Origin of the sequence: Erwinia tracheiphila (assembly GCF_021365465.1) — a bacterium.
GTDB classification, from domain to species: Bacteria; Pseudomonadota; Gammaproteobacteria; order Enterobacterales; family Enterobacteriaceae; genus Erwinia; species Erwinia tracheiphila.
The window spans coordinates 4556479-4578852 of the sequence record NZ_CP089932.1; the positions used below are offsets into that span (position 1 = coordinate 4556479).

A 22374-nucleotide genomic window follows, 5' to 3' on the forward strand; every position below is an offset into this window, starting at 1 on the left:
AAGCACCCGCTAATTACTCTTGCCGTTGTGTAGAAACGAAAAAGCCCCAGCGGTTAGGCTGAGGCTTGCGATTCGGTAAGCATCATGACGTTGTTGTCACCCTTACCATGATATTCGGTTTTTTACGTACGTAAACTGTTTAATTGCGATTAATTAAACTTTTTACACCGTGTTCGCTGAGTTTATCCAGCATCAGCAGTCCTTCACTCTCCTGCTCTTGAAATTCGAGCATCTGGCATTTCATTTTCTCGATTAACGGCTCCATGTTTCCACGGCGTCTTACCACAGTCCGGATCACTTCTTTCTCGAAGTCATAGACTGCTGAGTTGAAGGCCGTCGTAATTTTCAGCATGCGGCGACATTCCTCGCCCAGCGCTGGCAGGTCGTTAACTGAGAATGGTTGCGGTGATGGTGTTGCCGTGGCTGCACGCAGACAGTGCCATACGCCATGGTTCCAAGCTTCTTTAAATTTCATGCCGTTAGTCATCAGCCAGATCAGACGGGTAAGATTAGCCATATCTTTTGGTGATAGCGGTTCAGAGGGGGCTGGTTTCTCATAACGTCCTGTCTTGCGGATCGCTGGAAGTACTTCGTTGAATACCCAATCCTGGAATTGTTTGGCTTCTGGTTTGTTGCTGCGGAAGATCACGCGGTAGAGGTTGGGTTCGTTGACGAATGATAATTGGCGATTTTGCCCGCCAGACCTGATATAGATTTTTTCTACACCAACCTTATCTAACTGTTTTGAGAGTAAATCATTAGAGTTTTTTATGCCAAGAATATCGCATACATCTTTGAGACAGAACCATGGTTCATTATTGATTATTTCAATGCGTACATCGTGAGATTCTTGGAAAGTGAAAGAGACTGGCTTGATAGCTGATGCGGTCATGATGACCTCCGTTACATTTTTAGTGATGACCACCAGTTAGTAGCTGGTGACCGGGTGTCAACTGGAGCATGTAACGTAGCTCCGGGCATATTCCCCTCGCGGGTATTGTATTACGCCTCTCCACCCGGCCTTTGTTCGGATGTGTTTATGCCATATTGCAGGCATAAAAAAGCCGCAAAGCTATCGGGTGCGGATGCCCGCGTTACATTTCCAGTAACGTCAGTATGCGATAGCTTTTGCGGGATTGTCAAACACAGCAGATGGATTGGGCGCTTAAGGTCATAAACATCACAACGAATGGCGGGATTTTACTCCCGCCTGTCGCTCTTACTTAGGTTCGTAATCCATGAAAGCAGCAACCTCCGTGTGGCCGGTTCGGATTCGAACCTCACAGAGGTCTTTCCTCGTTACCAGTATGACGGCTACTGCCGCCGCTATCACGATAGTGGCGATAAGTATCGCCGTTTGCTGTTTCATGGTTAGCTCCTTGCCTTTCGGCTGGTAAGAGGCTAACATCTGAATTGTGGGATTCATGCGTTGGCCTCGGTTGATTTAAACGTCAATCGGGGCTTTCGTCTTTCTGAACTCCTGCTTTCGCCTGAGACCAGAAAGCCTCAAGCACCCGTCCGAATAGTATAATTGTCACAGAGACTTATCAAGTTGCCACCTCCCGCCTGACGTATTTATCCATTTCGAGTTTTATTTCTAACGCCATGATGTAACCATCAATGACCCCTTCGGCATTCTGTAGCTTCTTGCCAATATGACCGTCAGAACAGTGATGCTCACTCGCCAGTTGCATAAACGTTTTCCCGAACACGTAATAATCAAACAGCAGGTTGTGCGCTACGGGATGCTTACTGAGCAGCCCTGCCATGATGTTAGAAATAATCACTCCGTCATCGTCGCAGCACTGGACACGGCTTTTGACCTTTGACGGAATGAGACCTGAGAAACCAGCCGCTACGGAAGGCCAGCAGACATCCTCCTGATTATCAGCCGCCCATGCCCCCCAACGCTCTAAAACCTGCTGAATGTCTCTCATCGCTTTTTCCTCTTTGGCTGCAAATCCCAGGATTGTCAGTGTGCTGACTGTATAACGGGGATGATCGGACGGAAGTGACTGAGGATTTTGGTTAGCCAGGTCACGATTTATTGCCTATGAACAGTAAGTAAATCAGCATAAGAGGCTATCCGGCCTTATTGCAGTCAGAGCTGCGGGCCACTATGAGATTCGAAGACTCACTCCTTATTCCTCCGGCGAGCTTTAGGTTCAGCGCCGCATTCAGGTTTAGTGAGAACTTCACGCAGCTGCACACCGTTACCGACTGCCCAGGCCGTTGAGTATTCGATAAGGCTGGTCATGCGCTTGATTCCCATTTTCGCGGTCGATTCCCGGATGTTGCAAAACTCACCCTCAAGTCCAGCAACAACTTCTGCCCCAAGACCGGTCGCTACTGCATGGCCGGAAACGAACAAAGTTTTCCATTGCACCAGATTTCGCGGCTTCTCCATCCACAGGCATTGCTTGGCCACGTCGCCACACAGCGCATGAAACATGCTGTTCTGAAGGAGTGAGCGGTCAAAGTCGGTAATGCGTACTGTGAGGGGGTGGTGGTCATTCAGGGGAAGTTTATTGATTGCTTCTATCAGGTTTCGTCGTACCTGCTCATTTCTGAGGAAGAACGTTTGTTTCTCCATCGATTACCTCTTTAAGTTGCCGGGTAATTGCCTGTAGCAAATCCTCAACAGCCCATACCGCACTGTCGGAAAATGCGTTTTTACCGCGTTCAATCCTCAGTACCGCCTGTTTGCAATTAGTGGCGTTAATGTAGGCATTACATATCTGATTGAAATCACGCTTTGAGATAGTTACGGTTTTAGACCTGAGAGGGATTATTTTGGCTGTCACTCATCCTCCTTAACGGATATACCTGCCTTTCTGATTAATCGGGCAACTTCAGTTTTCCAGATAGCCCATTCGCCACTATCATTTGGTGAGAACTGATCAAAATCATAGAGATCAATCACCAGTGAGGCTCTACTGGCCCTCCACGCTTCCCACTGCCTTTGCTTTAGCCTATTGATGGATATCAACCCCAACCCTTGAGCTTTCATTGCTTTCTGCCGGGGCTCAAACCAACACTCAAAAGCCTGCCGCTCCAGCTCATCGTTGGTCATGATCCACCCCCGCACTTAGTAGTTATCACATCGTCGTAATATGTGGCCTGGTGCTTGCCACTCCTCGCTGTATAACTGCTGCCTGTCTGGCCTGGGCAATTTGTGAAATAGATATTTCGCCCGCCATCCGCAAATCTGTACACGCTACAGCCATCCACAGTAAAAAGTTTGCCAACCTTAAAATCTGAGCCAACCATCTGCACTGACTCAGGGTCTTTATCGCAACCCGCCAGTAAAAAAGCAGCGATTAAAAATACTCGTCTCATCACTCCCTCCCCGCCCTGATCCAAAAAACAAGGGCCGCTATGGAAAGCAGCCCGTTCAGCAATTCTGTTGCGTAGATGTCCAACATCTCTCGCCCTCTCTTTCAGGCCATCGCAGCCATACAAATTCGTAAACGAACTGAATGAACCCCTCGAAGAATTTTTGCCATTGACTTTGGTTAAAGCCAGTTGCCTCATCGACCATGACTTCAATGGGTGATTTACGGGATGGTGGACGGTGAATACCGGATAGTCTTTCGAACTGCTGGATAAACTCTTCCTCATCCAGGCACATGTTTACCACAGCGGAAAAGCGAGAATTTGCTATGTACTCCAGAAGGTATTTATTCACCGAATGAATCCCCATCCAAATTTGACGATTACCACTGGTGCCAGACCGATTAATAGCCATGTCAACACAAGTGAAAATATCATTCCAAAGGGGTCCAATCCCTCGTTGACTTTTTTGACAATGATTTTGAACAGAAATAAGAACCACGCCAGCATCCAGACGGTACCAATTATTTTGGCGATTAGCATTTCACACCAACCCTACCGCTTTGCGGCGTTTGTATTCGGCATATAGCCACTGTGCCGGAGTAACCGATCCGAGAACGCGGGCATCAGGCATCCAGCGCATCTTCAAATCATCACCCGTTGGCTGGTCATTTATCGGCATCACATCCCGCTTCACTTCCAGACTTGCAACCGGGTCAGGAATGCCCTGCCCAGAGGAAACCTTCTTCGACCATTCGTCCAGTTGTTTAGCGGCGTACTTCTCGACTTCGGCCTCACTGAGCTGGCGCTGATACATGGCGCGGCGTGTGTCGCAGACAATCCAGTACATAACCGGTTTCGACCAGGGGAACCGTTCCGCGCCGCCAGTGTGCAAGCCCTTCTCTCTGTTGTAGCGGTGAAACTCCTGCATGACCTCCTGGACTGTGACGCCGAGAATTACTGAGCTGTCTTTGCACCAGCTGATGAACTTTCCCGGCGACGGCCAGAAGTCGGAATTACTCGCTCTGGCATGCCGGACACCTGCGGAAAGCTGCTCTCTGGTTTTGATGCCGTTCTCGGCGAACGCTGCTATCCACTGGCGTTTGGTGGTTTTCTCGGCCTCCTCGCCCCTCAGGCTTGTGCTGACTGATGCCGGGAATATTTGCTTCAGCTGCCTGAAAAGCGCGTCTACCAGCTGTTCAACTTCACTGCTGATGACTTTCTCTGTCTCATAACGACCGCCAGCCATACGAGCCATAGCGGAGCCATCACGATTGTTAATCGCTTCTACGAGTTGCAGGCTCATATGAAATCCTCCCAGCCCTCACGGCTATTCCAGTGTGGGGTTTGCTGCACAGATCCGGGTTTAATACCGAGCTTCACGGCCTGCTTGTTCTGGTAGCTAATTTTTTGACTTGCAGTGATAAACCAGTTTTTTGGCTTGTCGTGGCTGAACTCGATATCCAGCTTCTGAAGCTCGTACACCAGATCGATGCTTGAGTAGAGATCGGCCCACAACTTAAAATCGGCGTGGTTTAGCTTCACGACATTGCCTTCAAAGGCGTAACGAGAAACGTCGAGTTGATTGTTATGGGGAGCGTCAGCGACTGGTGTTTCTTTAGGTTCAATGACTGGTTCTAATGACTGATTCTGTGACCCAAATTTGGGATCATTCAAACACCCAAATTTGGGATCATTCAATTTCCCGTTTTTGGGTATATTCCCGTTTTTGGAATTATCCCGTTTTTGGGTGCATTTGTTTTCAAGGTTTAAACGTAAAACGCGCACCCTTTTTGTTGGGCCTTTTCTCTCTCCAGTATCTGAAATAAGCCCGTCTTCTATCATCTGATTTATCCATTTTCCGATGGTCTTTTTATCAAGCCCCGTATCCTTAACCAGGCGCTGAATGCTTGGGTAGCAGCAGTGGTACTCATCTGCTCTATCTGCGAGCGAAAGCACAAGTATTTTTTGCGGTGCTTTCAGCTCTAAGCCCCAAGCCCAGTCAGTTGCAGCTCTGCTCATGGCCTGAATCCTCGAAATGAAATATATGCGTTGGCAGGTTTATAAAAACACCAAGATCATTTAAGGACTGCCACTGTTTGAAATTGATGATGCCTTTAAATCTTGATGACCCAAGCATTGAATGAAGCCTGAAGTCTTCCAGGCTCCTATCACCTTTGGTTGTATTACACTTTGCACAGGATGGATTGAGATTTCGTAGCTCGTTATTGCCGCCTTCTTTTTTTGGAGTGATATGGTCTATATGCATATCAATGAACTCAACTGAGGTTCCGCAATAAGCGCATCTTCCATAAAACTTGTTAAATATTATTTTTCTTTTTGTTTCGCTGAATCCTTTGCTCATGCTGCTTTTACCTGTACCTGATGAGCGGCCCAAAGACCGGCGATCCACTGGATGCCTTTCGGCGTGAATTTAACCTGAGTGAACGCGTGTCCGTTGAGCTGGTTCTCACCGGTTTTAACGGTGAACCGCCCGGCGTCGATATGTTGTGAGTAAGGAGTAATCTTTCCGGCCAGCACGTACATGATCTGGCTATCCAGGAGAAACTGGCGAAAAGCGTTCTCTTTAATGTGAAGCAGCTTGCAGGTTTCTCGGAAACCAAGTGATCCGCTTGCGCTCACGTAGCTGTCGACAAACTGAGCCTTCGGAGCTGCGATAGCGAGCTGGTTTTCGAGAACCTGCTTTTCCTCAGCCAGGTCGGCTGCCAGTCGTAGTGCTTCTGGAAGCGTCTGAGGCAAAGGCAATGGTTGCTTTGCTTTCAGTTTCGCCAGTACCGTACGGCGAACTGCTTTTGATTCCCTCATACCAACCAAAACCGCCTGGTCGTTGGAAATTCGAAGCTGTTCTGATTTAGTTCCGTTCGGATTTTGAACTACGAAAGTTTCGTAGTCCTCACCTTCCAGCTCATCTTTAACCCGTACGATGAAATCGTTATTCCGCACAGCGCTTTCGCCATGTTCTGCCCTTGACTGATTGACGATTACGAGAAGCTCATCAGTACCAATAAGGGTAGTGTTGCCCGTAGTGATAATTCCTGGCATACTTATCTCCAGACATTGTTAGAAAGACATTGATATCTGAGAAGCCTCAGCTGTTCGTGCAGCCGGGGCTTTTTGCTTTTGTATCTGCGGGATTGCGGCGAGTATTCGTTTGGCTATTTCAAACACTTCAGTGTCGTCCACCCCGTACTCCAGGATGGCAATAGCCATCGCAGCCTGCTGAAAGAACCCGTCTTTCATCCTGCTTACTTTCGTATCCGTTAAGCCCATAAGCTTCGCGAACTTCGTCTGCCCCATAACGGCCAGCTTCCCCAACAACTGCGACTCAATGCGAGACGCTTTTTTGCGGTATTTTGCAATTTCCATCTGTGATAATTCTTCCTGTTGATTAGTTGTGACGTGACAAAGCCGTAGCTAATGCCACTGTTGGTTTGAGTTTTTTTGGTTTTCGCTTTTCAGCGACGTGGGACTTCGTGTCCGTTGTGTAAAGAGCGGTAGTGCTTATGCTGCGAGTAAGTTTTTTTTACTTAAATCAAGAAGTTCACAGGCAAGGTATTTGCCTTGTGAGATTTCCTGAATTTTTGATGCGTATTGCGTTTTTCCGAAAAACTCGGTCTTGGGGAGAAATCCGTTTTTAAGCCATTTATAGACGGCCCTTTCACTGACTCCACAAGCCTTAGCTACTTCGGGAATACCGATACTCTTTATCGGCTCATCTAAGTTTTCCATGGGCTCTCCTTTCGTACTTTCAGTACGCATTATGATTGAACTGAAAGTTTTTGCAAGTGGCTTACTATCGTACTCATGGTACAGAGAGATAAATTGCGCGAAGAGTTCTCAGCTAGGCTTGCGCAGGCCTGCAATATGGCTGGGTTGGATGAGCATGGTCGCGGAATGGCACTTGCAAGAGCGCTTTCTGTTACCTCAAAGGCTGTCAGCAAGTGGCTAAATGCGGAGTCGGTTCCCCGTCAGGATAAGATGAACGAGATCGCTAACTTCCTTGATGTCGACGTGATATGGCTTCAACACGGTAAAGAAAGCGAGAAATTAGAATTCGCTGGATCTATTAAAGATGGTTATGTTCCCGTCATTGGCGAAGCTGTCTTGGGGGTTGATGGTTCAGTGGATATGATCGAGTTTCGTGCTGGATGGTTGCGAATTTACAGCGGAGATAAGGACGCATACGGACTCAAGGTCAAGGGTGACAGTATGTGGCCCCGCATCCAGTCAGGCGAGTATGTGGTGATTGAGCCTAACACTGGCGTGCATGCTGGCGATGAGGTATTCGTCAGGACAATGGATGGGCATAACATGATTAAAATCATGTCCAAGACCCGGGATGGTGATTATAAGTTCTCCAGCGTAAATAGTGATCACCGTCCAATAACGCTTGAAATTAATCAGATAGAAAAGATGCACTTTGTTTCAGCTATAGTGAAGCATACTCGCTACATTGATCACGATGACGTTACTCGCGTGGATGGTGCCGGCATCTAAGGACACAGCTGCCGGATGAGACGTTCGGGTGAGAGAGGTCGCAGAGATGTTTTCAGCATGAACAAACTCGTTGACGGCAGATCAGTGATGCACAACAATGAAGGTGAGACAATAGGCTTTTTTTAACTCTGGTGATTCATGCCTCAGGCTTTTATAAACAGGAAAATGCTAACGTGGGCTAGAGAGAGAGCAAACCTTTCAATAAACTATGTTGCATTAAAGATGAAGAAGAAACCAGATCTCATAGAAAATTGGGAGGCCGATTCTCATCCTATTTCTTTTGCTGAAGCTCAAAGATTTGCAGACATTACTCACGTTCCCTTCGGCTGCCTATACTTAGATAAACCTCTTGAAGAGACGCTTCCAATTCCTGATCGCCGAACTGTCGGAAGTCGAGAGATCGATGTATCTCTAGAGCTCAGGGACACGCTAAATGATGTGATGCTCAAGATTGAATGGTACAAAGAATACTCCGTGGAGTCTGGTCTTGATGAAGTTGATTTGATAGGGAAGTACAATAAAAATACCTCTTTTAACATTCTTGTTAATGAGTTGAGAAGTAGGCTTGACGTCGACATACCACCAAAAAGCGGAAAGTGGGAAGAGTTTCTTTCAAAACTTATTAAAGAAGTCGAGAAAAATGGCATTTTAGTAATGAAAAATGGAGTTGTTAAAAACAATACCCACCGCCCCATCAGTGTCGATGATTTTCGTGGTTTTTGTGTTGCAGATGATAGAGCTCCAGTTATCTTCATTAATAATAATGATGCAAAATCTGCTCAATTATTCACGCTAATTCATGAGCTTGCTCATCTTATGATTGGTGAATCTGCCATAGTAGATCTTAATCATAATTCAAAGAATCGTGAGGAAGAGCTTTGCAATGCTGTAGCTGCTGAATATTTAGTCCCTGAAAATATCATAAGAATAAAATGGATTGATGATGAAATTTGGGAAGATAACATTTATTCTTTGGCAAATTTCTTCAGGGTCAGCAGGTGGGTAATCGCCCGCAGAGCTCTAACTCTAGGTTTTATAAAAGAAAGTGAATATGTTTCTTATGTTTCTAGAATCAACGATAAGCCTCAAGGCGGCCGAGGTGTCTACCCGAGAACACAGAAAGCTCGGGTAAGTGAAACTTTTGCAAGAGCTGTTGTTACGCAAGCTCTTGAGGGAAGACTGCTTTTAAGAGATGCCCAAAGACTAACCGGAATAAGACCAAGCAAACTAAACGAATTTGCTCAGAAGGAATTGGGACTTTGAATTATATCATAGACTCAAATATTTTCATTGAAGCGCAAAATACATACTACTGCCTGGGCATCTGTCCGGGATTTTGGGATTTTCTTTCTGAGCGGTTTATAACTGGTGAGTTGATCAGTATCAGACATGTATACGATGAAGTTGCACATAAAGAAGATGCGATTTATGAATGGATTAGTGTACGTAAGCATTTTTTTGGAAGTGTTGATGATGTAGATACTCAAAAAAATTTCGCTTTAATTGCTAACTACGTACAAACGGAATATGAGTCCCGGAAGAAAAACAATCAAAATGTTCCTTCATTCCTCAGCGTTGCTGATCCTTGGTTAGTTGCAAAAGCAAAAACGTTATCCGCCACTGTCGTGACGCATGAGGTAAGAGCTGGTGCTGGTAGCTCTAAGCCTAAAATTCCTGATATATGCGATAAATTCGGAGTGAATTTTATTAAGACTAATGAATTGCTTAGATCTTTGCAGATACGCTTTATACAAGAAACTAAGTGATAGCCCGGCCCCCGCGTCGGGTTTTTTGTGCCTGTCACCTGAGCATACCCAGCGCAAACTCAACCGCTAAATCAGGTTCATCGCCTGCCAGCATTGACACCATCTCAGCTATCACCTCTTTAGTTAGCGCCCGTCCCTCTGCCAGCAGCTGAATAACCGCTTCACCGATAACCCTCGCCACGGCTTCGCGCGCTTCTTCCATATCCATACATACTCACTGCTCATATTTTGACCATAAAAGCCTATCACGACACAGCATGGATGGCATTTACAAAAATAAATCACCTTTCAAATCATAAAGAAACAATAAGTACGAATATAAACACAACAAATTCGTACCAAAGGTACTTGCTTAACTCGTACTAATGGTACAATATAAACCCATCAGCACGACACACCGCTACACAGTCAGCTGATTTGCTCTTTACACAACGGTGATGGATCACCTACGTGGCTGAAAAGCCAGATAGTACCCAAACGTGATTTTTTGAGTGCTGTGAAATGCAGCGTGAGAAAGCGCAACCGCGAAGATCAGCAACGCGGCACAGCACCCGAAAAATCATTCAGGAGGTATCTATGACACGAAGAACGGTATTTGCAGGTTCAGCATCAGGCCGTCGCCGTGAGCGTCGTGCTGATTTGCAGAGTGAGCAGGCTAAAAGTTCAGAGGTGATGCACCGCCCTACCGCAGGTCGCGTTGTGTTGAGCTGTAATCGTAAGCCGATTGACCGTGTAAGCAAGGCAGTTGATACATCAACGGAATATCACAAACAGATTCTGGCAGCCGCCGCTAAATATGTTGAGTGTCGTGAGAACCCGAAATACCGGAAGGTACTTAACGAAGCAGGCCGGACGATTAACGCAAAGCAGAAGACGTGCGGAAAATCTTCACCTCCAAGAGGGATTATCTGATATGAACAGAAATGAAAAATTGAAAAGTCTGCTTGAAAAAGCAGGAGTGCGGGTTGAATCGGTATGCTGCATTGGCGCTTTCATTCATATAGATACCCACAAGAAATACGAATATAAAATAAGAAATATTATGACCCAAATTGGTGCTAATAATATTAAAACCATGTCCGCAGCTGCGGATGGTAAACATCTTGACGGAAGCAAAAACCATCGAATTGTAGCGATATTTTAGATAACAGGCCGCATAAGCGGCTTTTTTACGCCTTAATATCAGGAGGGGAAATGAGCTTTGATTTCGGGGATTACGCTCTGACAGAGCAAAAATGATATTACGCTCCTAATGAGATGTTCTTTCACAAAGTAATTGGACGCCTGAGGTCAAATTCATGGGTGGATGTGCCTGTAAAAATACCTGCCACCAATGTGATTCACGAACAGATGGAAGAGGTTTGTCTTTGTATTTGCTGTGGCGTTGATGAAACGGAGGTAAGAAGATACCGAGTAAAAGACATGCAGAAATCACAAGACCGAAAATAACCCTGTAAGGAGAGAAGATGAATCCACGCCCAGAAGATTAATTAAGAGTAGCAACCCAATGCCGTGACAGGCGGCATTACGATGTTGCCCATCATCCACTGACCTGTTCAATTAAATCAAGGAAACGCCATGCAACTATCTCATTCTGAGTTGCAGTCAGTACTTTCTTATTCACCCGAAACAGGAAGATTCACTTGGAATAAGAAAAGCGGAACCAAAATAAGGAACTCAGTGGCGGGGACTCATCACAAAACTGGATACGTAGTGATCACCATCCAAAAGAAACCTTATAGAGCACACCGTTTGGCTTGGTTTTATGTGTATGGAGAGTGGCCTACCGAAGATATTGACCACATAAATCGAATCCGATCAGACAACCGGCTTTGTAATTTAAGGCTGGCGAATAAAAGCCAAAATCAACATAACACAGGGTTAGGTAGAAATAATTCTTCTGGCTTTAAAGGGGTTTATTTCTCAACCCGAGAAGGGAAATTTCTTGCCCAAATAATGGTGAGCCGCAAGAGGGTATCTCTTGGTTATCACCGAACCGCAATAGAAGCACATCAAGCATATAAGAACGCAGCCGCCATATATCATGGCGAGTTTTCATCTGAAAAATAAAAGGAATAGCCATGCAACAGTATGCCGTTGCAGGGTGGCCTGTTGCTGGCCGCTCTGAATCATTACTCGACATTATTACTAAGCGCCTGCGTTCCGGCTGTCGCAAATTATTAGACACACTGAAGCAGAAAGGGAGGCCGTAATGATATTCACCATCGATGGATTCCACCTGATTATTGCCATCAAGGGTAATATCTGCGCATTCCCAAATACAAATGCCGGATATAAGGAAATGGCTGAAGCATGGATTAGCGCGAGGTTAAAATAATGAAATTTAACTCACTGGCAGCAACTATAGAAGTAAGTCACATATGGCGAAAGGCATACATATGCACAGCTTTGGCTTATCGCCGAGCAGGTCGCCATGAAGATAAAAGACTGGCATTAAAAGCAGCCTATCTTGAAAAAATAAACTCTCGCCATTTTCTTGGCCCCGCTCCATTCTGAGGTGATTGATGAGCAAGGAATTCTATGCGAGGCTTGCAGAAATCCAACGAACACTGAACGCACCAAAAAATCAGTACAACTCATTTGGTAAATACAAGTACAGGAGTTGTGAGGATATCCTGGAAGGCGTGAAGCCACTGCTAAATGGCCTGTTTCTCTCAATTTCTGACGAGATTGTACCAATAGGCGACCGGTATTACGTGCGGGCCACAGCCACCATTACAGACGGTGAGACCACAATCACCGCATCAGCAATGGCGCGCGAGGAAGAGTCAAAAAAAGGAATGGATGCAGCTCAGGTAACGGGCGCTACCAGCTCATATGCGCGTAAATACTGCCTTAACGGATTGTTTGGCATTGATGATTCCAGGGATGCTGATACTGACGAGCATAAAAATCAGCAGAATTCAGCAAGGCAGCAGTCATACCAGCAGAATAGACAGGCGGCAAATAATCACCCCCCTCCCGCCAGAACGCCACAGCAGATTCTCACGGCTTTCACTGAGTACGCACTGAAGTCCTCTATTGTCGAACTTGAGAGGGCGTGGAAATCAGCTGATAAAAGCCTCGCTGGCACAGAGCAGCATGGTAAGGCTCAGTCAGTGTATCTCGACAGAAAAGCTGAATTAGAGCAACCAGCATAACCCTCTCGCAGGAAACCACCATGCCTACATCAAAACCTCATACCGGGGCGGCATCGTCATGCCCATCCGCCGCCATTGTCGCCGAAGTTGGTGAGGCATGGCTTGCAGCAAAAGAAGGAAGGAGTCACCCGCGCATCATTTCTAAAACGCCTGAGCAGCGTAAAGCAGAGCTGCAAACCAGCCGCTACGCCAGAGATGCAGCCAGTTATCCCGAACTGCCACGCATCCACTTATCAGAATCATGGGGTGGTGTTTATGAAGGGCTGAATAGCCATGACCTCAACACATAACGGAACAATATGATGGAAAAATACTACGTATCGGGCGTCAAAACCGACGCTAAAGGCCACTGTGAAATCTGTGATGGCGACTCCGCGAACTTTTACACCCTCTATGAAAGGAATGAGTCAGGAGAAAGCCAGGGAATTATCGATCTGAACTTTCGTGAAGATGCAGACGCAGCGATGAAAGTTTACGTTGAACGTAACGCCCTGCAGCAGCAGGTGAACGCGCTGGCAGCTGAAGGGGCAATGATGCGCCAGATTATCGATTCAGTAACTGACCTCGATAACGAACCTCAGTATCACTACGAAGGCATGGGGTGCGGACTGGAAGACCGAAACATCACTGACCGCTACGAGGCGATGCGTCATGGTTGGGATCAGGCGATGGAAAGCGTTTACGGCGAGTTAATCCCCTGCGCTGATCAGCTGGATTTTTCAGCTACCGATGCCGCTATCAGGGAGATGATGGCGCAGGGTGTGGAGAAATTGGTTATTCACCTTCGTGCAAATGGCAATGATGCATCTCCATGTAATTTGATTGCAATTGGCGCAGAAGATTTTGCTGCCCAACTCCGCGCCGGTGAGGTGTCCAAATGAAAAAGTTCGAACTTGTTGCTGAAATTTCCAAAGAGTTTTTCGGTAGAAAACTGTTCCGCATTCGCGCCATGATTTCGTTTGGTAATGTTCAAACTGGTGATTTGGGTGGCTGGGTTGAGAGCGAGAGTAATGTAGAACAGTCCGGCGATGCATGGGTGTACGGCAATGCGAAGGTGTACGGCAATGCGCAGGTGTCCGGCAATGCATGGGTGTACGGCAATGCGAAGGTGTCCGGCAATGCGAAGGTGTACGGCAATGCGAAGGTGTACGGCAATGCGCAGGTGTCCGGCAATGCATGGGTGTACGGCAATGCGAAGGTGTCCGGCAATGCGAAGGTGTACGGCAATGCGAAGGTGTCCGGCGATGCATGGGTGTACGGCAATGCGAAGGTGTCCGGCGATGCATGGGTGTACGGCAATGCGAAGGTGTACGGCAATGCGAAGGTGTCCGGCGATGCATGGGTGTACGGCAATGCGAAGGTGTCCGGCGATGCATGGGTGTACGGCAATGCGAAGGTGTACGGCAATGCGCAGGTGTCCGGCGATGCATGGGTGTACGGCAATGCGCAGGTGTCCGGCAATGCATGGGTGTACGGCAATGCGAAGGTGTCCGGCGATGCATGGGTGTACGGCAATGCGAAGGTGTACGGCAATGCGCAGGTGTCCGGCGATGCATGGGTGTACGGCAATGCGAAGGTGTCCGGCGATGCATGGGTGTACGGCAATGCGAAGGTGTCCGGCGATGCATGGGTGTACGGCAATGCGCACTGGATCTCTATCGGGCCAATTGGTTCAGAGAATGGTTTCCTGACAGCGTTCCGGCAGCGTGATAACAGCATCATGGTCAGACGCGGATGTTTCTCTGGCACGATTGACGAGTTTGAGTCAGCTGTTAACGATACGCACAGCGACAACCAGCACGGCGATATTTATCGCGCCCTGATTCTGGTTATTAAGTTGAGGCTGGCAGAAGTTGAAGGTGAGCAGGGAGGCGACCATGCGTGAACTCCCTACTCCATCGGATGTGCAGTTGAGCATCGTTCGCCCAAGGGGTGATTTAGAAAACCCAATCAGGATGATTATCCGCGTTGAGCGAGGGAAAACAATCACTCTGGAAATATTACCCCATGAGTTTGCCCTGGCTCTAACCGGTAGTAGTGACAGAGGTGCAAAAATGTACCTGCGAAATATTGAAGTGAAGCGCATCGGGGGTGACTCATGAACCAGCGCCCATACGACAAAACACTACCGCTTGAGGAATTAGCAAATCTTCGGGGCCTGATTAAATTCGCTTCCCCCATGCCGTGGCGCTGGGCTACCAGCAATAGCATGGCTCGTTTGAGTAGCGCCAGCGGCAAGGATGGCGATGTAATTCATGCATTCAAGGCTGTAGACGAGGTGCCGTGCGTGAATGTTTCCTTGGATAACATGAATCTCATTGCATGCGCTGTTAAAACGCATCAGGTGACCTTGAGGCCCAGGACAGTATCAACGACATTCGCCAGGCGCTGGAAGAGAAAGCAGAAGTGCTGCGCATCAACAGCAGGAGTAAGAGCGATGACGAATGAAGAACGGCTGTCGTTGGTTGAGCGATGCAAAACTATTGCAGCATGGCGGGAAAAATACGGCGACAATGCAAACGTTATGCTGCCAGCGCTGGAGGCAAAACAGATAGCAGAAATCGCCCTCGCCTCGCTTCAGGCTGATGGTTCCCTCACTGATGAGGATACCACCCCGCAATCGCCAGCACAGCAGTGGATTCGGTGTAGTGAGCGGCTGCCGGTGGAAGGTCAATCAGTAGTTATCGCCAATATAGGCCACGGCTGTATTTGTGAGGCGGCGGCCGTCACATACTACCCACCTCATTTTGCATTAATTGAAGGGCTTGAGGCCAGTAACTATGATGGCGGGGCATCAATATCCCTAGCGTTCGAAGCCACTCATTGGATGCCGCTGCTGGCAGCACCAGAGCCCGGAGGTGATGAGTCATAACCATCAACATCTTATTCATAGCCCTGTGCATTGTGGCTGCGCGAGAAAGACTGAGTCGCTGAAGCGGCTTTTTTTGTGTCCAGAATTCGGAGTAACCAATGAAAATAGACATCGGTGATAAATACGTACTGACCGTTGACCAGTATCAGTACATAGTTCGTGAGAAAAAGATTGCAAAAGAGGGAAAGAATGCCGGTAGCGAGGTGCTGGCTCTCGTTGGCTACTACCCCAAAATCCACCAGGCAATCAGCGCGTTAATTAATCTTGATGTGAACTTGTCAGACGTACAGTCACTTCAAGCCATGCAACAGCATATTGAGCGTGTCGCAATGCAGTGTGAGAAAGCGTTTTCGGAGGTATCAGTATGACCACTTTCGCAGACCCGGCAGACGAGGCAGCAGCCCGTCAGCAGCAGATGATTGATAACGCCCTGGCTAACAGGAAGCTACCCGCCCCTCCGTCTCCGGTTTGCCGTAACGGGGACTGCGGCGAGAAGTCACAGCCAGGAACCAGCTATTACTCGTCAGAGTGCCGGGAAGATGCAGAACGGCTGGCGCGGGCAGAACAGCAAAGGAGAGTGGCATGAGCATTAAATGGGATGGTGAAGGCCTGCCGCCGGTTGGATGTGACTGTGAGATTTACGACTGTGAAACATGGAACCCGGTAATAATAAAATATATTGGTGAAAAGTATGTTACCACGCACCGACTAGACCTGGATTCAGAAATAGTTTATTGCGTTGCGCAAAGGCCAGAAAAATTCCGCCCCATCTGCACCGAAGCAGAGCGAAGACGTAATGAGATAGTTCAAATCATGTGCAACATACTCGGCAACGGTATTCATTGCGATGAAAATTCCGGTTACGGGAAAGCTTGGTTTAAAACTTACGACGCCATCGCCGCCGGTAAAATCCCCGGCATAAGGCTGACCGATGACGCCGGAAGCTGACAACGCAATCAAAAGCACCGCACGTACCGCATTGGCAGAATACACCAACCCAAACAACACTCTCACCTACCGCCAGGCCCTCGACAAACACGCCGCGAAAATAGCTCATCTTGTGCCTGATAAATATCGTCGGGAGCCGTGGCTGTGGCTGAATTACGTTTGTCAGAGACTGGCAAACAAAAGGAGTTCAGATTGAAAGAGATTCCAGCACGTCAGATGGCCGTCATCGGCACGCACCTGCAGACCGGCGAGCAGGTTTATTTCCGCTCCGCCTATTATGCGCCGGGCTTCAATCGGTCAGGCATAAAAGAGGCGATCAGCGGTCGCGCTAAAACGCATCGCGGTTACGCCTGGCGCTATGCGACGAAGAAAGAGCGCGAAAGCCAAGCCAGCCATTAACCCCACCGTCTGACATACAGAGGTAAAATATGCCACTCATTACTTTACATGAGTGGGGGCAGCGCCTGCCTGTCCCCCGTTCAACTGAAACGCTGCGCCGCTGGGCAAGAGGGCAAAAAATATACCCGCCTCCACAATTCGACGGTTATCAGTACTATGTCGATGAAGACGCGGTAAAAATCACTCACCCATCGCAAAGACAGTCAAAATCCTGTCATTCAGTCAACTCACTAACCTCAAGGATAAAAAATGGCCGCACGGAGAAGAAGCCATAAGACGCGTGATCTGCCGCCCAACCTGTATGTCAGGAATGATGGCTATTACAGTTACCGCGACCCACGGACGGGTAAGGAGTACGGGCTTGGGAGGGATAAGCGATATGCTGTGACTCAGGCCATTGAAGCCAATATGTCAATGGTCGATTCACCGACTGCAAGCCTGATTGAAAGGATGTCCGGTCAGGGAAATATCAGTTTTTATGTATGGGCAGATAAATATTATGAAATTCTTATAGGTCGAGATCTGAAATCAAAGACACTCACAGATTATGCAGACAGGATAAAGGCAATCCGCAATGGAATTCCTGACATGCATTTGAATCAGGTCAGCACAAGAACAATTGCAGATTTTATTGGCAGGTATGAGTCGCAGGGAAAAAGTACAACAGCAAAACTCATCAGATCCACACTTCTTGATATGTTCAGGTCAGCAATAGCCGAAGGGTACATTAATAACAATCCTGTGTCCGTTACAAGAAATCCGCGAACAAAGGTTAAGCGTTCTCGTCTATCACTTGATGACTATCGGGTGATTATCAGTAAATCTGCCGGAATGCCGGAATGGATTTCTCTCAGTATCCGCGTTGCGTTGTTGACGGGGCAAAGAGTTAGCGATATCAGTGAAATGAAGTGGGATTCTGTAGCGGATGGATTCATGCGGGTTGAGCAGTTAAAAACAGGGGCAAAGCTGGCTATACCCCTCAATTTAAAACTTAGCGAGGCTGGACTGATTTTTTCTGATCTTCTCAGTGAGTGCAGGCTATCTTCTCCAGGGGAATATGTTGTCGGCACGAAGAAAGGTGAACGGATTGCACCGAGGACAATATCAGGTGGATTTTCCCGGTTGAGGTCAGATTGCGGATTATCATGGAATGGTGCTCCCCCTTCATTTCACGAACTTAGAAGCCTGTCTGCGAGGCTACATACCAAAGAAAATGGGGCGGAATTTGCACAAAGATTGCTGGGGCATAAATCCGCACAAATGACTGACAGGTATAGAGATTCAAGGGGTAGTGAGTGGGATATCATTTTGAGCTAATTTAGAGTGATTTAGAACTAACCTTCATATCTTATTAATATAATTAGATATAATTTCCACTTTACCTATCACAATCATAGGCGCAATCTTTGCGGCATCACCCTTAGTGGCGCTACACTAACGCCAATTTATTTTACTGACTTATTGGAATATTCCTGATGACCAGACATTTTGACTACCTTGCTATTGGTGGCGGCAGCGGCGGTATTGCCTCCATTAACCGTGCATCCATGTACGGGAGAAAATGTGCGCTGATTGAGGCAAAAGATCTTGGCGGCACCTGCGTAAATGTTGGCTGTGTGCCTAAGAAAGTGATGTGGTACGCGGCGCAAATTGCTGAAGCCATTCATCGGTATAGCCCGGATTACGGCTTTGACACCACCCTGAACAGCTTTAACTGGGCCACGCTGGTTAAGAACCGCAGCGCCTACATTGACCGTATCCATAACTCTTATGACAACGTGCTCGGCAAAAATAAGGTTGAGGTGATTAAAGGCCACGCGCGCTTTGTAGACGCGCACACCGTAGAAGTGAATGGTGAAAAGATTACGGCAGATCATATTTTGATCGCCACTGGTGGCCGACCCAGCCATCCTTCCATACCCGGTGCAGAATACGGTATCGATTCTGATGGCTTCTTTGAACTGGATGCCTTACCCAGGCGCACCGCAGTGGTTGGCGCAGGTTATATCGCGGTTGAGATTGCTGGCGTGGTGAACGCGCTGGGTTCAGAGACGCATCTGTTCGTGCGCAAACATGCTCCGCTACGCTCTTTCGACCCCCTTATCGTCGAAACATTGCTTGAGGTGATGAACGGGGAAGGCCCTGTGCTGCATACCAACTCAACGCCGAAGGCGGTGTTCAAGAATGCCGACGGTAGCCTGACGCTGCAGCTGGAGAATGGACAGCAGCAGACGGTTGATTGCCTGGTGTGGGCCATTGGCCGCGAGCCAGCCACCGATGACCTGAACATTGCCACCACTGGTGTCGCGCTGAATGAAAAAGGTTATATCAACGTTGATAAATATCAAAATACCAACGTGGCAGGTATTTATGCTGTAGGCGATAACACGGGTGCAGTGGAACTGACGCCTGTTGCCGTTGCCGCAGGCCGCCGTCTTTCCGAACGCCTGTTTAACAACAAACCGGAAGAGCATCTGGATTACAGCAACGTGCCAACTGTGGTGTTCAGCCATCCGCCCATCGGCACGGTGGGCCTGACCGAGCCACAGGCCCGCGAGCAGTACGGCGATGATCAGGTGAAAGTGTATAAATCCGCGTTTACCGCCATGTATACCGCCGTGACCCAACACCGCCAGCCCTGCCGGATGAAACTGGTCTGCGTCGGTCAGGAAGAGAAAATTGTCGGTATCCACGGCATCGGCTACGGTATGGACGAAATGCTGCAGGGCTTTGCGGTAGCGTTGAGAATGGGCGCAACTAAAAAAGACTTCGACAATACCGTCGCGATTCACCCGACAGGCGCGGAAGAATTCGTCACCATGCGCTAGCATGGATTGTTGAACGCCCTGCGTTTTACTCATGATACTGAGAGGCGGATCGCATACACGGGCTGGCATCTTGCCTGTTTTATCACCCGCCCCGTCCTCTGAAGAAGCTCACATACTGAGCTTCTTTTCTATCCTGTACTTTTTAAAGCAATAAGTTACATCTTGTCCTAACCTTATCTTCGCGCAATGCTTTGCCCGGAAGATGGACCACCTGTAATCCTTTTCAAATAAAAGGATTTAGCTATCACACCCGTAGTTTTATTCAGGTAGGACTTGACCAGAAAGACATTTATCGTAATGAGCAATCAGAACATCATAGATACGGAGCCTCTTCATGACAACACCAACCGATACACACGATTCGCCTTCTGCGGGAAAATGCCCCTTCCATCAGGGTAAACAGGAACAACACGCGGGTGGTGGCACCACAAACCGCGACTGGTGGCCCAATCAGTTACGCGTTGACCTGCTTAACCAACATTCTGAGCGTTCCAATCCACTGGGCAAAAATTTCAACTATCGTCATGAATTCAGCAAGCTGGATTACTTCGCGCTGAAAGGCGATCTCAAAGCGCTTCTGACAGACTCTCAACCGTGGTGGCCTGCCGACTGGGGCAGCTATATCGGCCTGTTTATCCGTATGGCGTGGCACAGTGCAGGTACCTATCGTTCTGAAGATGGTCGTGGTGGTTCCGGACGCGGTCAGCAGCGATTTGCCCCTTTAAACGCCTGGCCTGATAACGTCAGTCTGGACAAAGCCCGTCGCTTGTTGTGGCCAATAAAACAAAAATATGGACAAAAAATTTCCTGGGCCGATCTCTATATCCTGGCTGGCAATGTGTCGCTGGAAAGCGCTGGTTTCCGTACCTTTGGCTTTGGTGCGGGACGTGAAGATGTTTGGGAACCGGACCTTGATGTCGACTGGGGAAGTGAAAAAACCTGGCTGGCCCACCGTCATCCCGAATCTCTGGCACAAACACCGCTAGGTGCGACAGAAATGGGCCTGATCTATGTTAATCCGGAAGGACCTGAACACAGCGGCGATCCCGCCTCGGCCGCCCCGGCAATTCGTGCCACTTTCGGTAATATGGGCATGGATGATGAAGAGATTGTCGCACTTATTGCAGGTGGCCACACATTAGGTAAAACGCACGGCGCAGCCCCTGCCAGCCATGTCGGTGCCGATCCTGAAGCCGCTTCCATTGAATCCCAAGGCTTTGGCTGGGCCAGCACCCATGGCAGCGGTGTTGGCGCAGATGCCATTACATCCGGTCTTGAGGTAATTTGGTCACAGACACCAACGCAGTGGAGTAACTACTTTTTCGAGAATCTGTTCAAATATGAGTGGGTGCAAACCCGTAGTCCAGCAGGCGCAATTCAGTTTGAGGCCGTCGATGCAGAGGAGATCATTCCTGATCCATTCGACAAGGCTAAAAAACGTAAACCTACTATGCTGGTGACGGATTTAACGTTGCGCTTCGACCCGGAATTCGAAAAAATTTCGCGCCGTTTCCTGAACAATCCGCAGGCGTTTAATGAAGCCTTTGCTCGCGCGTGGTACAAGCTGACGCACAGGGATATGGGACCGCTGGCACGTTACATCGGCCCGGAAGTACCTAAAGAAGAATTAATCTGGCAGGACCCGTTACCAAAAGCAGTTCATCATCCGGATAACGCGGATATTGAGAATCTGAAAACGGCAATTGCCCAGTCCGATCTGTCAGTCAGCGAGCTGGTTTCTGTTGCCTGGGCATCGGCTTCTACTTTCCGAGGCGGCGACAAGCGCGGCGGAGCAAATGGTGCACGGCTGGCGCTGGCACCACAGCGTGGCTGGCCGGTGAACGCGCATGTTGCACGCGCGGTGACGGTATTACAGGGTATTCAGCAGTCATCAGGTAAAGCCTCTCTGGCAGATATTATCGTGCTGGCCGGAGTGGTAGGTGTAGAGAAGGCTGCCCGTGCAGCAGGCGTGAATGTCTCCGTTCCGTTCGCTGCGGGTCGCGTGGATGCACACCAGGATCAAACCGATATCGATCTTTTTGAACTGCTTAATCCTGCGGCTGATGGCTTCCGTAATTATCGTCGGGTACACAATAGCGCCTCTACTGAGGAGCTGCTGATCGACAAAGCACAGCAGCTGACGCTGACTGCACCAGAATTAACGGCGCTGATTGGTGGCCTGCGCGTTCTCGGTACGAATTTTGACGGTAGCCAGCACGGTGTGTTTACCGGTCGTACTGGCATACTCAGCAATGATTTTTTCATCAACCTGCTGGATATGGGCAACGAGTGGAAAGCTGTTGAAGGTAGCCATGCTGAACTTTTCGAAGGGCGCGACCGTCTGAGTGGCGAAGTGAAATTTACCGCGACCCGTGCCGATCTGGTGTTTGGCTCCAATGCGGTGTTACGCTCCATAGCAGAGGTCTATGCCAGCAGCGATGCGAAAGAGAAATTCGTGACCGACTTCGTTGCGGCATGGCATAAAGTCATGAATCTGGATCGTTTCGATTTGCTGTAAACCTTAGCAGCTAACCACCACATTGCTATTA

At 48.3% G+C, this 22374-nt stretch carries 35 protein-coding genes; 21 read left to right on the forward strand and 14 right to left on the reverse strand.

Annotated elements, in window-relative coordinates; translation table 11 throughout:
- Positions 1–139: 139 nt before the first annotated feature.
- The 13 genes from LU633_RS23545 to LU633_RS23605 all read right to left on the reverse strand — a co-directional run bounded on the left by LU633_RS23545 (position 140) and on the right by LU633_RS23605 (position 7083).
- On the reverse strand, positions 140–892 hold the full coding sequence (locus tag LU633_RS23545) for a BRO-N domain-containing protein (RefSeq protein ID WP_046372146.1): 753 nt from the start codon (positions 890–892) through the stop codon (positions 140–142).
- A 327-nt stretch (positions 893–1219) separates the two neighbouring features.
- Entirely contained in the window at positions 1220–1369 is a 150-nt protein-coding gene (locus tag LU633_RS23550) for a Hok/Gef family protein (protein ID WP_016191197.1), read from the reverse strand.
- 178 nt (positions 1370–1547) lie between these two features.
- Entirely contained in the window at positions 1548–1937 is a 390-nt protein-coding gene (locus LU633_RS23555; RefSeq protein ID WP_016191198.1) for an antiterminator Q family protein, read from the reverse strand.
- A gap of 197 nt (positions 1938–2134) precedes the next feature.
- Positions 2135–2593 carry a recombination protein NinB gene (locus tag LU633_RS23560; protein WP_016191199.1) on the reverse strand — a complete coding sequence of 153 codons (459 nt, stop codon included), beginning with the start codon at positions 2591–2593 and terminating at the stop codon, positions 2135–2137.
- The gene (locus LU633_RS23565; RefSeq protein ID WP_016191200.1) at positions 2562–2804 is read right to left on the reverse strand and encodes a hypothetical protein; all 243 of its coding nucleotides are present in this window, start codon (positions 2802–2804) and stop codon (positions 2562–2564) included. The genes LU633_RS23560 and LU633_RS23565 overlap by 32 nt, the downstream gene beginning before the upstream one ends.
- Positions 2801–3073: a hypothetical protein gene (locus LU633_RS23570; RefSeq protein ID WP_016191201.1), complete on the reverse strand. Its 273-nt coding sequence runs from the start codon at positions 3071–3073 to the stop codon at positions 2801–2803. The genes LU633_RS23565 and LU633_RS23570 overlap by 4 nt, the downstream gene beginning before the upstream one ends.
- A 321-nt stretch (positions 3074–3394) precedes the next feature.
- Positions 3395–3688 carry a hypothetical protein gene (locus LU633_RS23575; protein WP_016191203.1) on the reverse strand — a complete coding sequence of 98 codons (294 nt, stop codon included), beginning with the start codon at positions 3686–3688 and terminating at the stop codon, positions 3395–3397.
- A 189-nt stretch (positions 3689–3877) separates the two neighbouring features.
- Positions 3878–4639, reverse strand: a complete 762-nt coding sequence (locus LU633_RS23580; RefSeq protein ID WP_016191205.1) for a replication protein P — start codon at positions 4637–4639, stop codon at positions 3878–3880.
- Positions 4636–5355 carry a helix-turn-helix domain-containing protein gene (locus LU633_RS23585; RefSeq protein ID WP_016191206.1) on the reverse strand — a complete coding sequence of 240 codons (720 nt, stop codon included), beginning with the start codon at positions 5353–5355 and terminating at the stop codon, positions 4636–4638. The genes LU633_RS23580 and LU633_RS23585 overlap by 4 nt, the downstream gene beginning before the upstream one ends.
- Positions 5336–5698 carry an HNH endonuclease gene (locus tag LU633_RS23590; RefSeq protein ID WP_016191207.1) on the reverse strand — a complete coding sequence of 121 codons (363 nt, stop codon included), beginning with the start codon at positions 5696–5698 and terminating at the stop codon, positions 5336–5338. Before LU633_RS23590 ends, LU633_RS23585 begins: the two co-directional genes overlap by 20 nt.
- Positions 5695–6396 carry a phage antirepressor KilAC domain-containing protein gene (locus LU633_RS23595; protein ID WP_016191208.1) on the reverse strand — a complete coding sequence of 234 codons (702 nt, stop codon included), beginning with the start codon at positions 6394–6396 and terminating at the stop codon, positions 5695–5697. Before LU633_RS23595 ends, LU633_RS23590 begins: the two co-directional genes overlap by 4 nt.
- Positions 6397–6414: 18 nt before the next feature.
- Positions 6415–6720 carry a CII family transcriptional regulator gene (locus LU633_RS23600; RefSeq protein ID WP_016191209.1) on the reverse strand — a complete coding sequence of 102 codons (306 nt, stop codon included), beginning with the start codon at positions 6718–6720 and terminating at the stop codon, positions 6415–6417.
- Positions 6721–6855: 135 nt separating this feature from the next.
- Entirely contained in the window at positions 6856–7083 is a 228-nt protein-coding gene (locus LU633_RS23605; protein ID WP_016191210.1) for a helix-turn-helix transcriptional regulator, read from the reverse strand.
- Positions 7084–7158: 75 nt separating this feature from the next.
- On the opposite strand from LU633_RS23605, the gene LU633_RS23610 reads away from it, so the two are divergent.
- The 3 genes from LU633_RS23610 to LU633_RS23620 all read left to right on the forward strand — a co-directional run bounded on the left by LU633_RS23610 (position 7159) and on the right by LU633_RS23620 (position 9617).
- Positions 7159–7851 (forward strand): XRE family transcriptional regulator, encoded by a 693-nt coding sequence (locus tag LU633_RS23610; protein WP_016191211.1) that lies wholly within the window; start codon positions 7159–7161, stop codon positions 7849–7851.
- Between the two features lie 138 nt (positions 7852–7989).
- Complete coding sequence (locus LU633_RS23615) at positions 7990–9114, forward strand: ImmA/IrrE family metallo-endopeptidase (RefSeq protein ID WP_040465590.1); 1125 nt, start codon at positions 7990–7992, stop codon at positions 9112–9114.
- Positions 9111–9617 carry a DUF4411 family protein gene (locus LU633_RS23620; RefSeq protein ID WP_016191213.1) on the forward strand — a complete coding sequence of 169 codons (507 nt, stop codon included), beginning with the start codon at positions 9111–9113 and terminating at the stop codon, positions 9615–9617. Before LU633_RS23615 ends, LU633_RS23620 begins: the two co-directional genes overlap by 4 nt.
- A 34-nt stretch (positions 9618–9651) precedes the next feature.
- Here LU633_RS23620 and LU633_RS23625 read toward each other — a convergent pair whose 3' ends face one another.
- A complete protein-coding gene (locus tag LU633_RS23625; protein WP_016191214.1) occupies positions 9652–9825 on the reverse strand; it encodes a DUF2767 family protein in 174 nt (57 codons plus the stop codon).
- A gap of 368 nt (positions 9826–10193) precedes the next feature.
- Here LU633_RS23625 and LU633_RS23630 point away from each other — a divergent pair, with 368 nt between their 5' ends.
- The 18 genes from LU633_RS23630 (at position 10194) to katG (ending at position 22343) form a co-directional block, all read left to right on the forward strand.
- Entirely contained in the window at positions 10194–10529 is a 336-nt protein-coding gene (locus tag LU633_RS23630; protein WP_016191215.1) for a transcriptional antitermination N peptide, read from the forward strand.
- A 1-nt stretch (position 10530) separates the two neighbouring features.
- The gene (locus LU633_RS23635; protein ID WP_016191216.1) at positions 10531–10761 is read left to right on the forward strand and encodes a hypothetical protein; all 231 of its coding nucleotides are present in this window, start codon (positions 10531–10533) and stop codon (positions 10759–10761) included.
- A 434-nt stretch (positions 10762–11195) separates the two neighbouring features.
- Entirely contained in the window at positions 11196–11687 is a 492-nt protein-coding gene (locus tag LU633_RS23640) for an HNH endonuclease (RefSeq protein WP_016191217.1), read from the forward strand.
- 11 nt (positions 11688–11698) lie between these two features.
- Positions 11699–11830 (forward strand): protease FtsH-inhibitory lysogeny factor CIII, encoded by a 132-nt coding sequence (locus tag LU633_RS23645; RefSeq protein ID WP_016191218.1) that lies wholly within the window; start codon positions 11699–11701, stop codon positions 11828–11830.
- A gap of 312 nt (positions 11831–12142) precedes the next feature.
- Complete coding sequence (locus LU633_RS23650) at positions 12143–12778, forward strand: ERF family protein (RefSeq protein WP_016191219.1); 636 nt, start codon at positions 12143–12145, stop codon at positions 12776–12778.
- A 20-nt stretch (positions 12779–12798) separates the two neighbouring features.
- On the forward strand, positions 12799–13068 hold the full coding sequence (locus LU633_RS23655; protein ID WP_016191220.1) for a hypothetical protein: 270 nt from the start codon (positions 12799–12801) through the stop codon (positions 13066–13068).
- Positions 13069–13077: 9 nt separating this feature from the next.
- Positions 13078–13659 (forward strand): hypothetical protein, encoded by a 582-nt coding sequence (locus LU633_RS23660; protein ID WP_232426869.1) that lies wholly within the window; start codon positions 13078–13080, stop codon positions 13657–13659.
- Positions 13656–14663: an LbetaH domain-containing protein gene (locus LU633_RS23665; RefSeq protein ID WP_233485075.1), complete on the forward strand. Its 1008-nt coding sequence runs from the start codon at positions 13656–13658 to the stop codon at positions 14661–14663. Before LU633_RS23660 ends, LU633_RS23665 begins: the two co-directional genes overlap by 4 nt.
- On the forward strand, positions 14656–14880 hold the full coding sequence (locus LU633_RS23670; protein ID WP_046372144.1) for a hypothetical protein: 225 nt from the start codon (positions 14656–14658) through the stop codon (positions 14878–14880). The genes LU633_RS23665 and LU633_RS23670 overlap by 8 nt, the downstream gene beginning before the upstream one ends.
- Complete coding sequence (locus LU633_RS23675) at positions 14877–15650, forward strand: DUF551 domain-containing protein (protein ID WP_082103801.1); 774 nt, start codon at positions 14877–14879, stop codon at positions 15648–15650. Before LU633_RS23670 ends, LU633_RS23675 begins: the two co-directional genes overlap by 4 nt.
- Positions 15651–15748: 98 nt before the next feature.
- A complete protein-coding gene (locus LU633_RS23680) occupies positions 15749–16018 on the forward strand; it encodes a DUF5405 family protein (protein ID WP_016191224.1) in 270 nt (89 codons plus the stop codon).
- Positions 16015–16236: a hypothetical protein gene (locus LU633_RS23685; protein ID WP_016191225.1), complete on the forward strand. Its 222-nt coding sequence runs from the start codon at positions 16015–16017 to the stop codon at positions 16234–16236. The genes LU633_RS23680 and LU633_RS23685 overlap by 4 nt, the downstream gene beginning before the upstream one ends.
- A complete protein-coding gene (locus tag LU633_RS23690) occupies positions 16233–16598 on the forward strand; it encodes a hypothetical protein (RefSeq protein ID WP_040465591.1) in 366 nt (121 codons plus the stop codon). The genes LU633_RS23685 and LU633_RS23690 overlap by 4 nt, the downstream gene beginning before the upstream one ends.
- 144 nt (positions 16599–16742) lie before the next feature.
- Positions 16743–16997 carry a hypothetical protein gene (locus tag LU633_RS23695; RefSeq protein ID WP_152664237.1) on the forward strand — a complete coding sequence of 85 codons (255 nt, stop codon included), beginning with the start codon at positions 16743–16745 and terminating at the stop codon, positions 16995–16997.
- Between the two features lie 29 nt (positions 16998–17026).
- The gene (locus LU633_RS23700) at positions 17027–17272 is read left to right on the forward strand and encodes an excisionase (protein ID WP_016191229.1); all 246 of its coding nucleotides are present in this window, start codon (positions 17027–17029) and stop codon (positions 17270–17272) included.
- Positions 17247–18314 carry a tyrosine-type recombinase/integrase gene (locus tag LU633_RS23705; RefSeq protein WP_016191230.1) on the forward strand — a complete coding sequence of 356 codons (1068 nt, stop codon included), beginning with the start codon at positions 17247–17249 and terminating at the stop codon, positions 18312–18314. The genes LU633_RS23700 and LU633_RS23705 overlap by 26 nt, the downstream gene beginning before the upstream one ends.
- 158 nt (positions 18315–18472) lie before the next feature.
- On the forward strand, positions 18473–19825 hold the full coding sequence (gene gorA / locus LU633_RS23710; protein ID WP_016191231.1) for a glutathione-disulfide reductase: 1353 nt from the start codon (positions 18473–18475) through the stop codon (positions 19823–19825).
- Between the two features lie 334 nt (positions 19826–20159).
- Complete coding sequence (gene katG / locus LU633_RS23715) at positions 20160–22343, forward strand: catalase/peroxidase HPI (protein WP_016191232.1); 2184 nt, start codon at positions 20160–20162, stop codon at positions 22341–22343.
- The last annotated feature ends 31 nt before the right edge of the window (positions 22344–22374 follow it).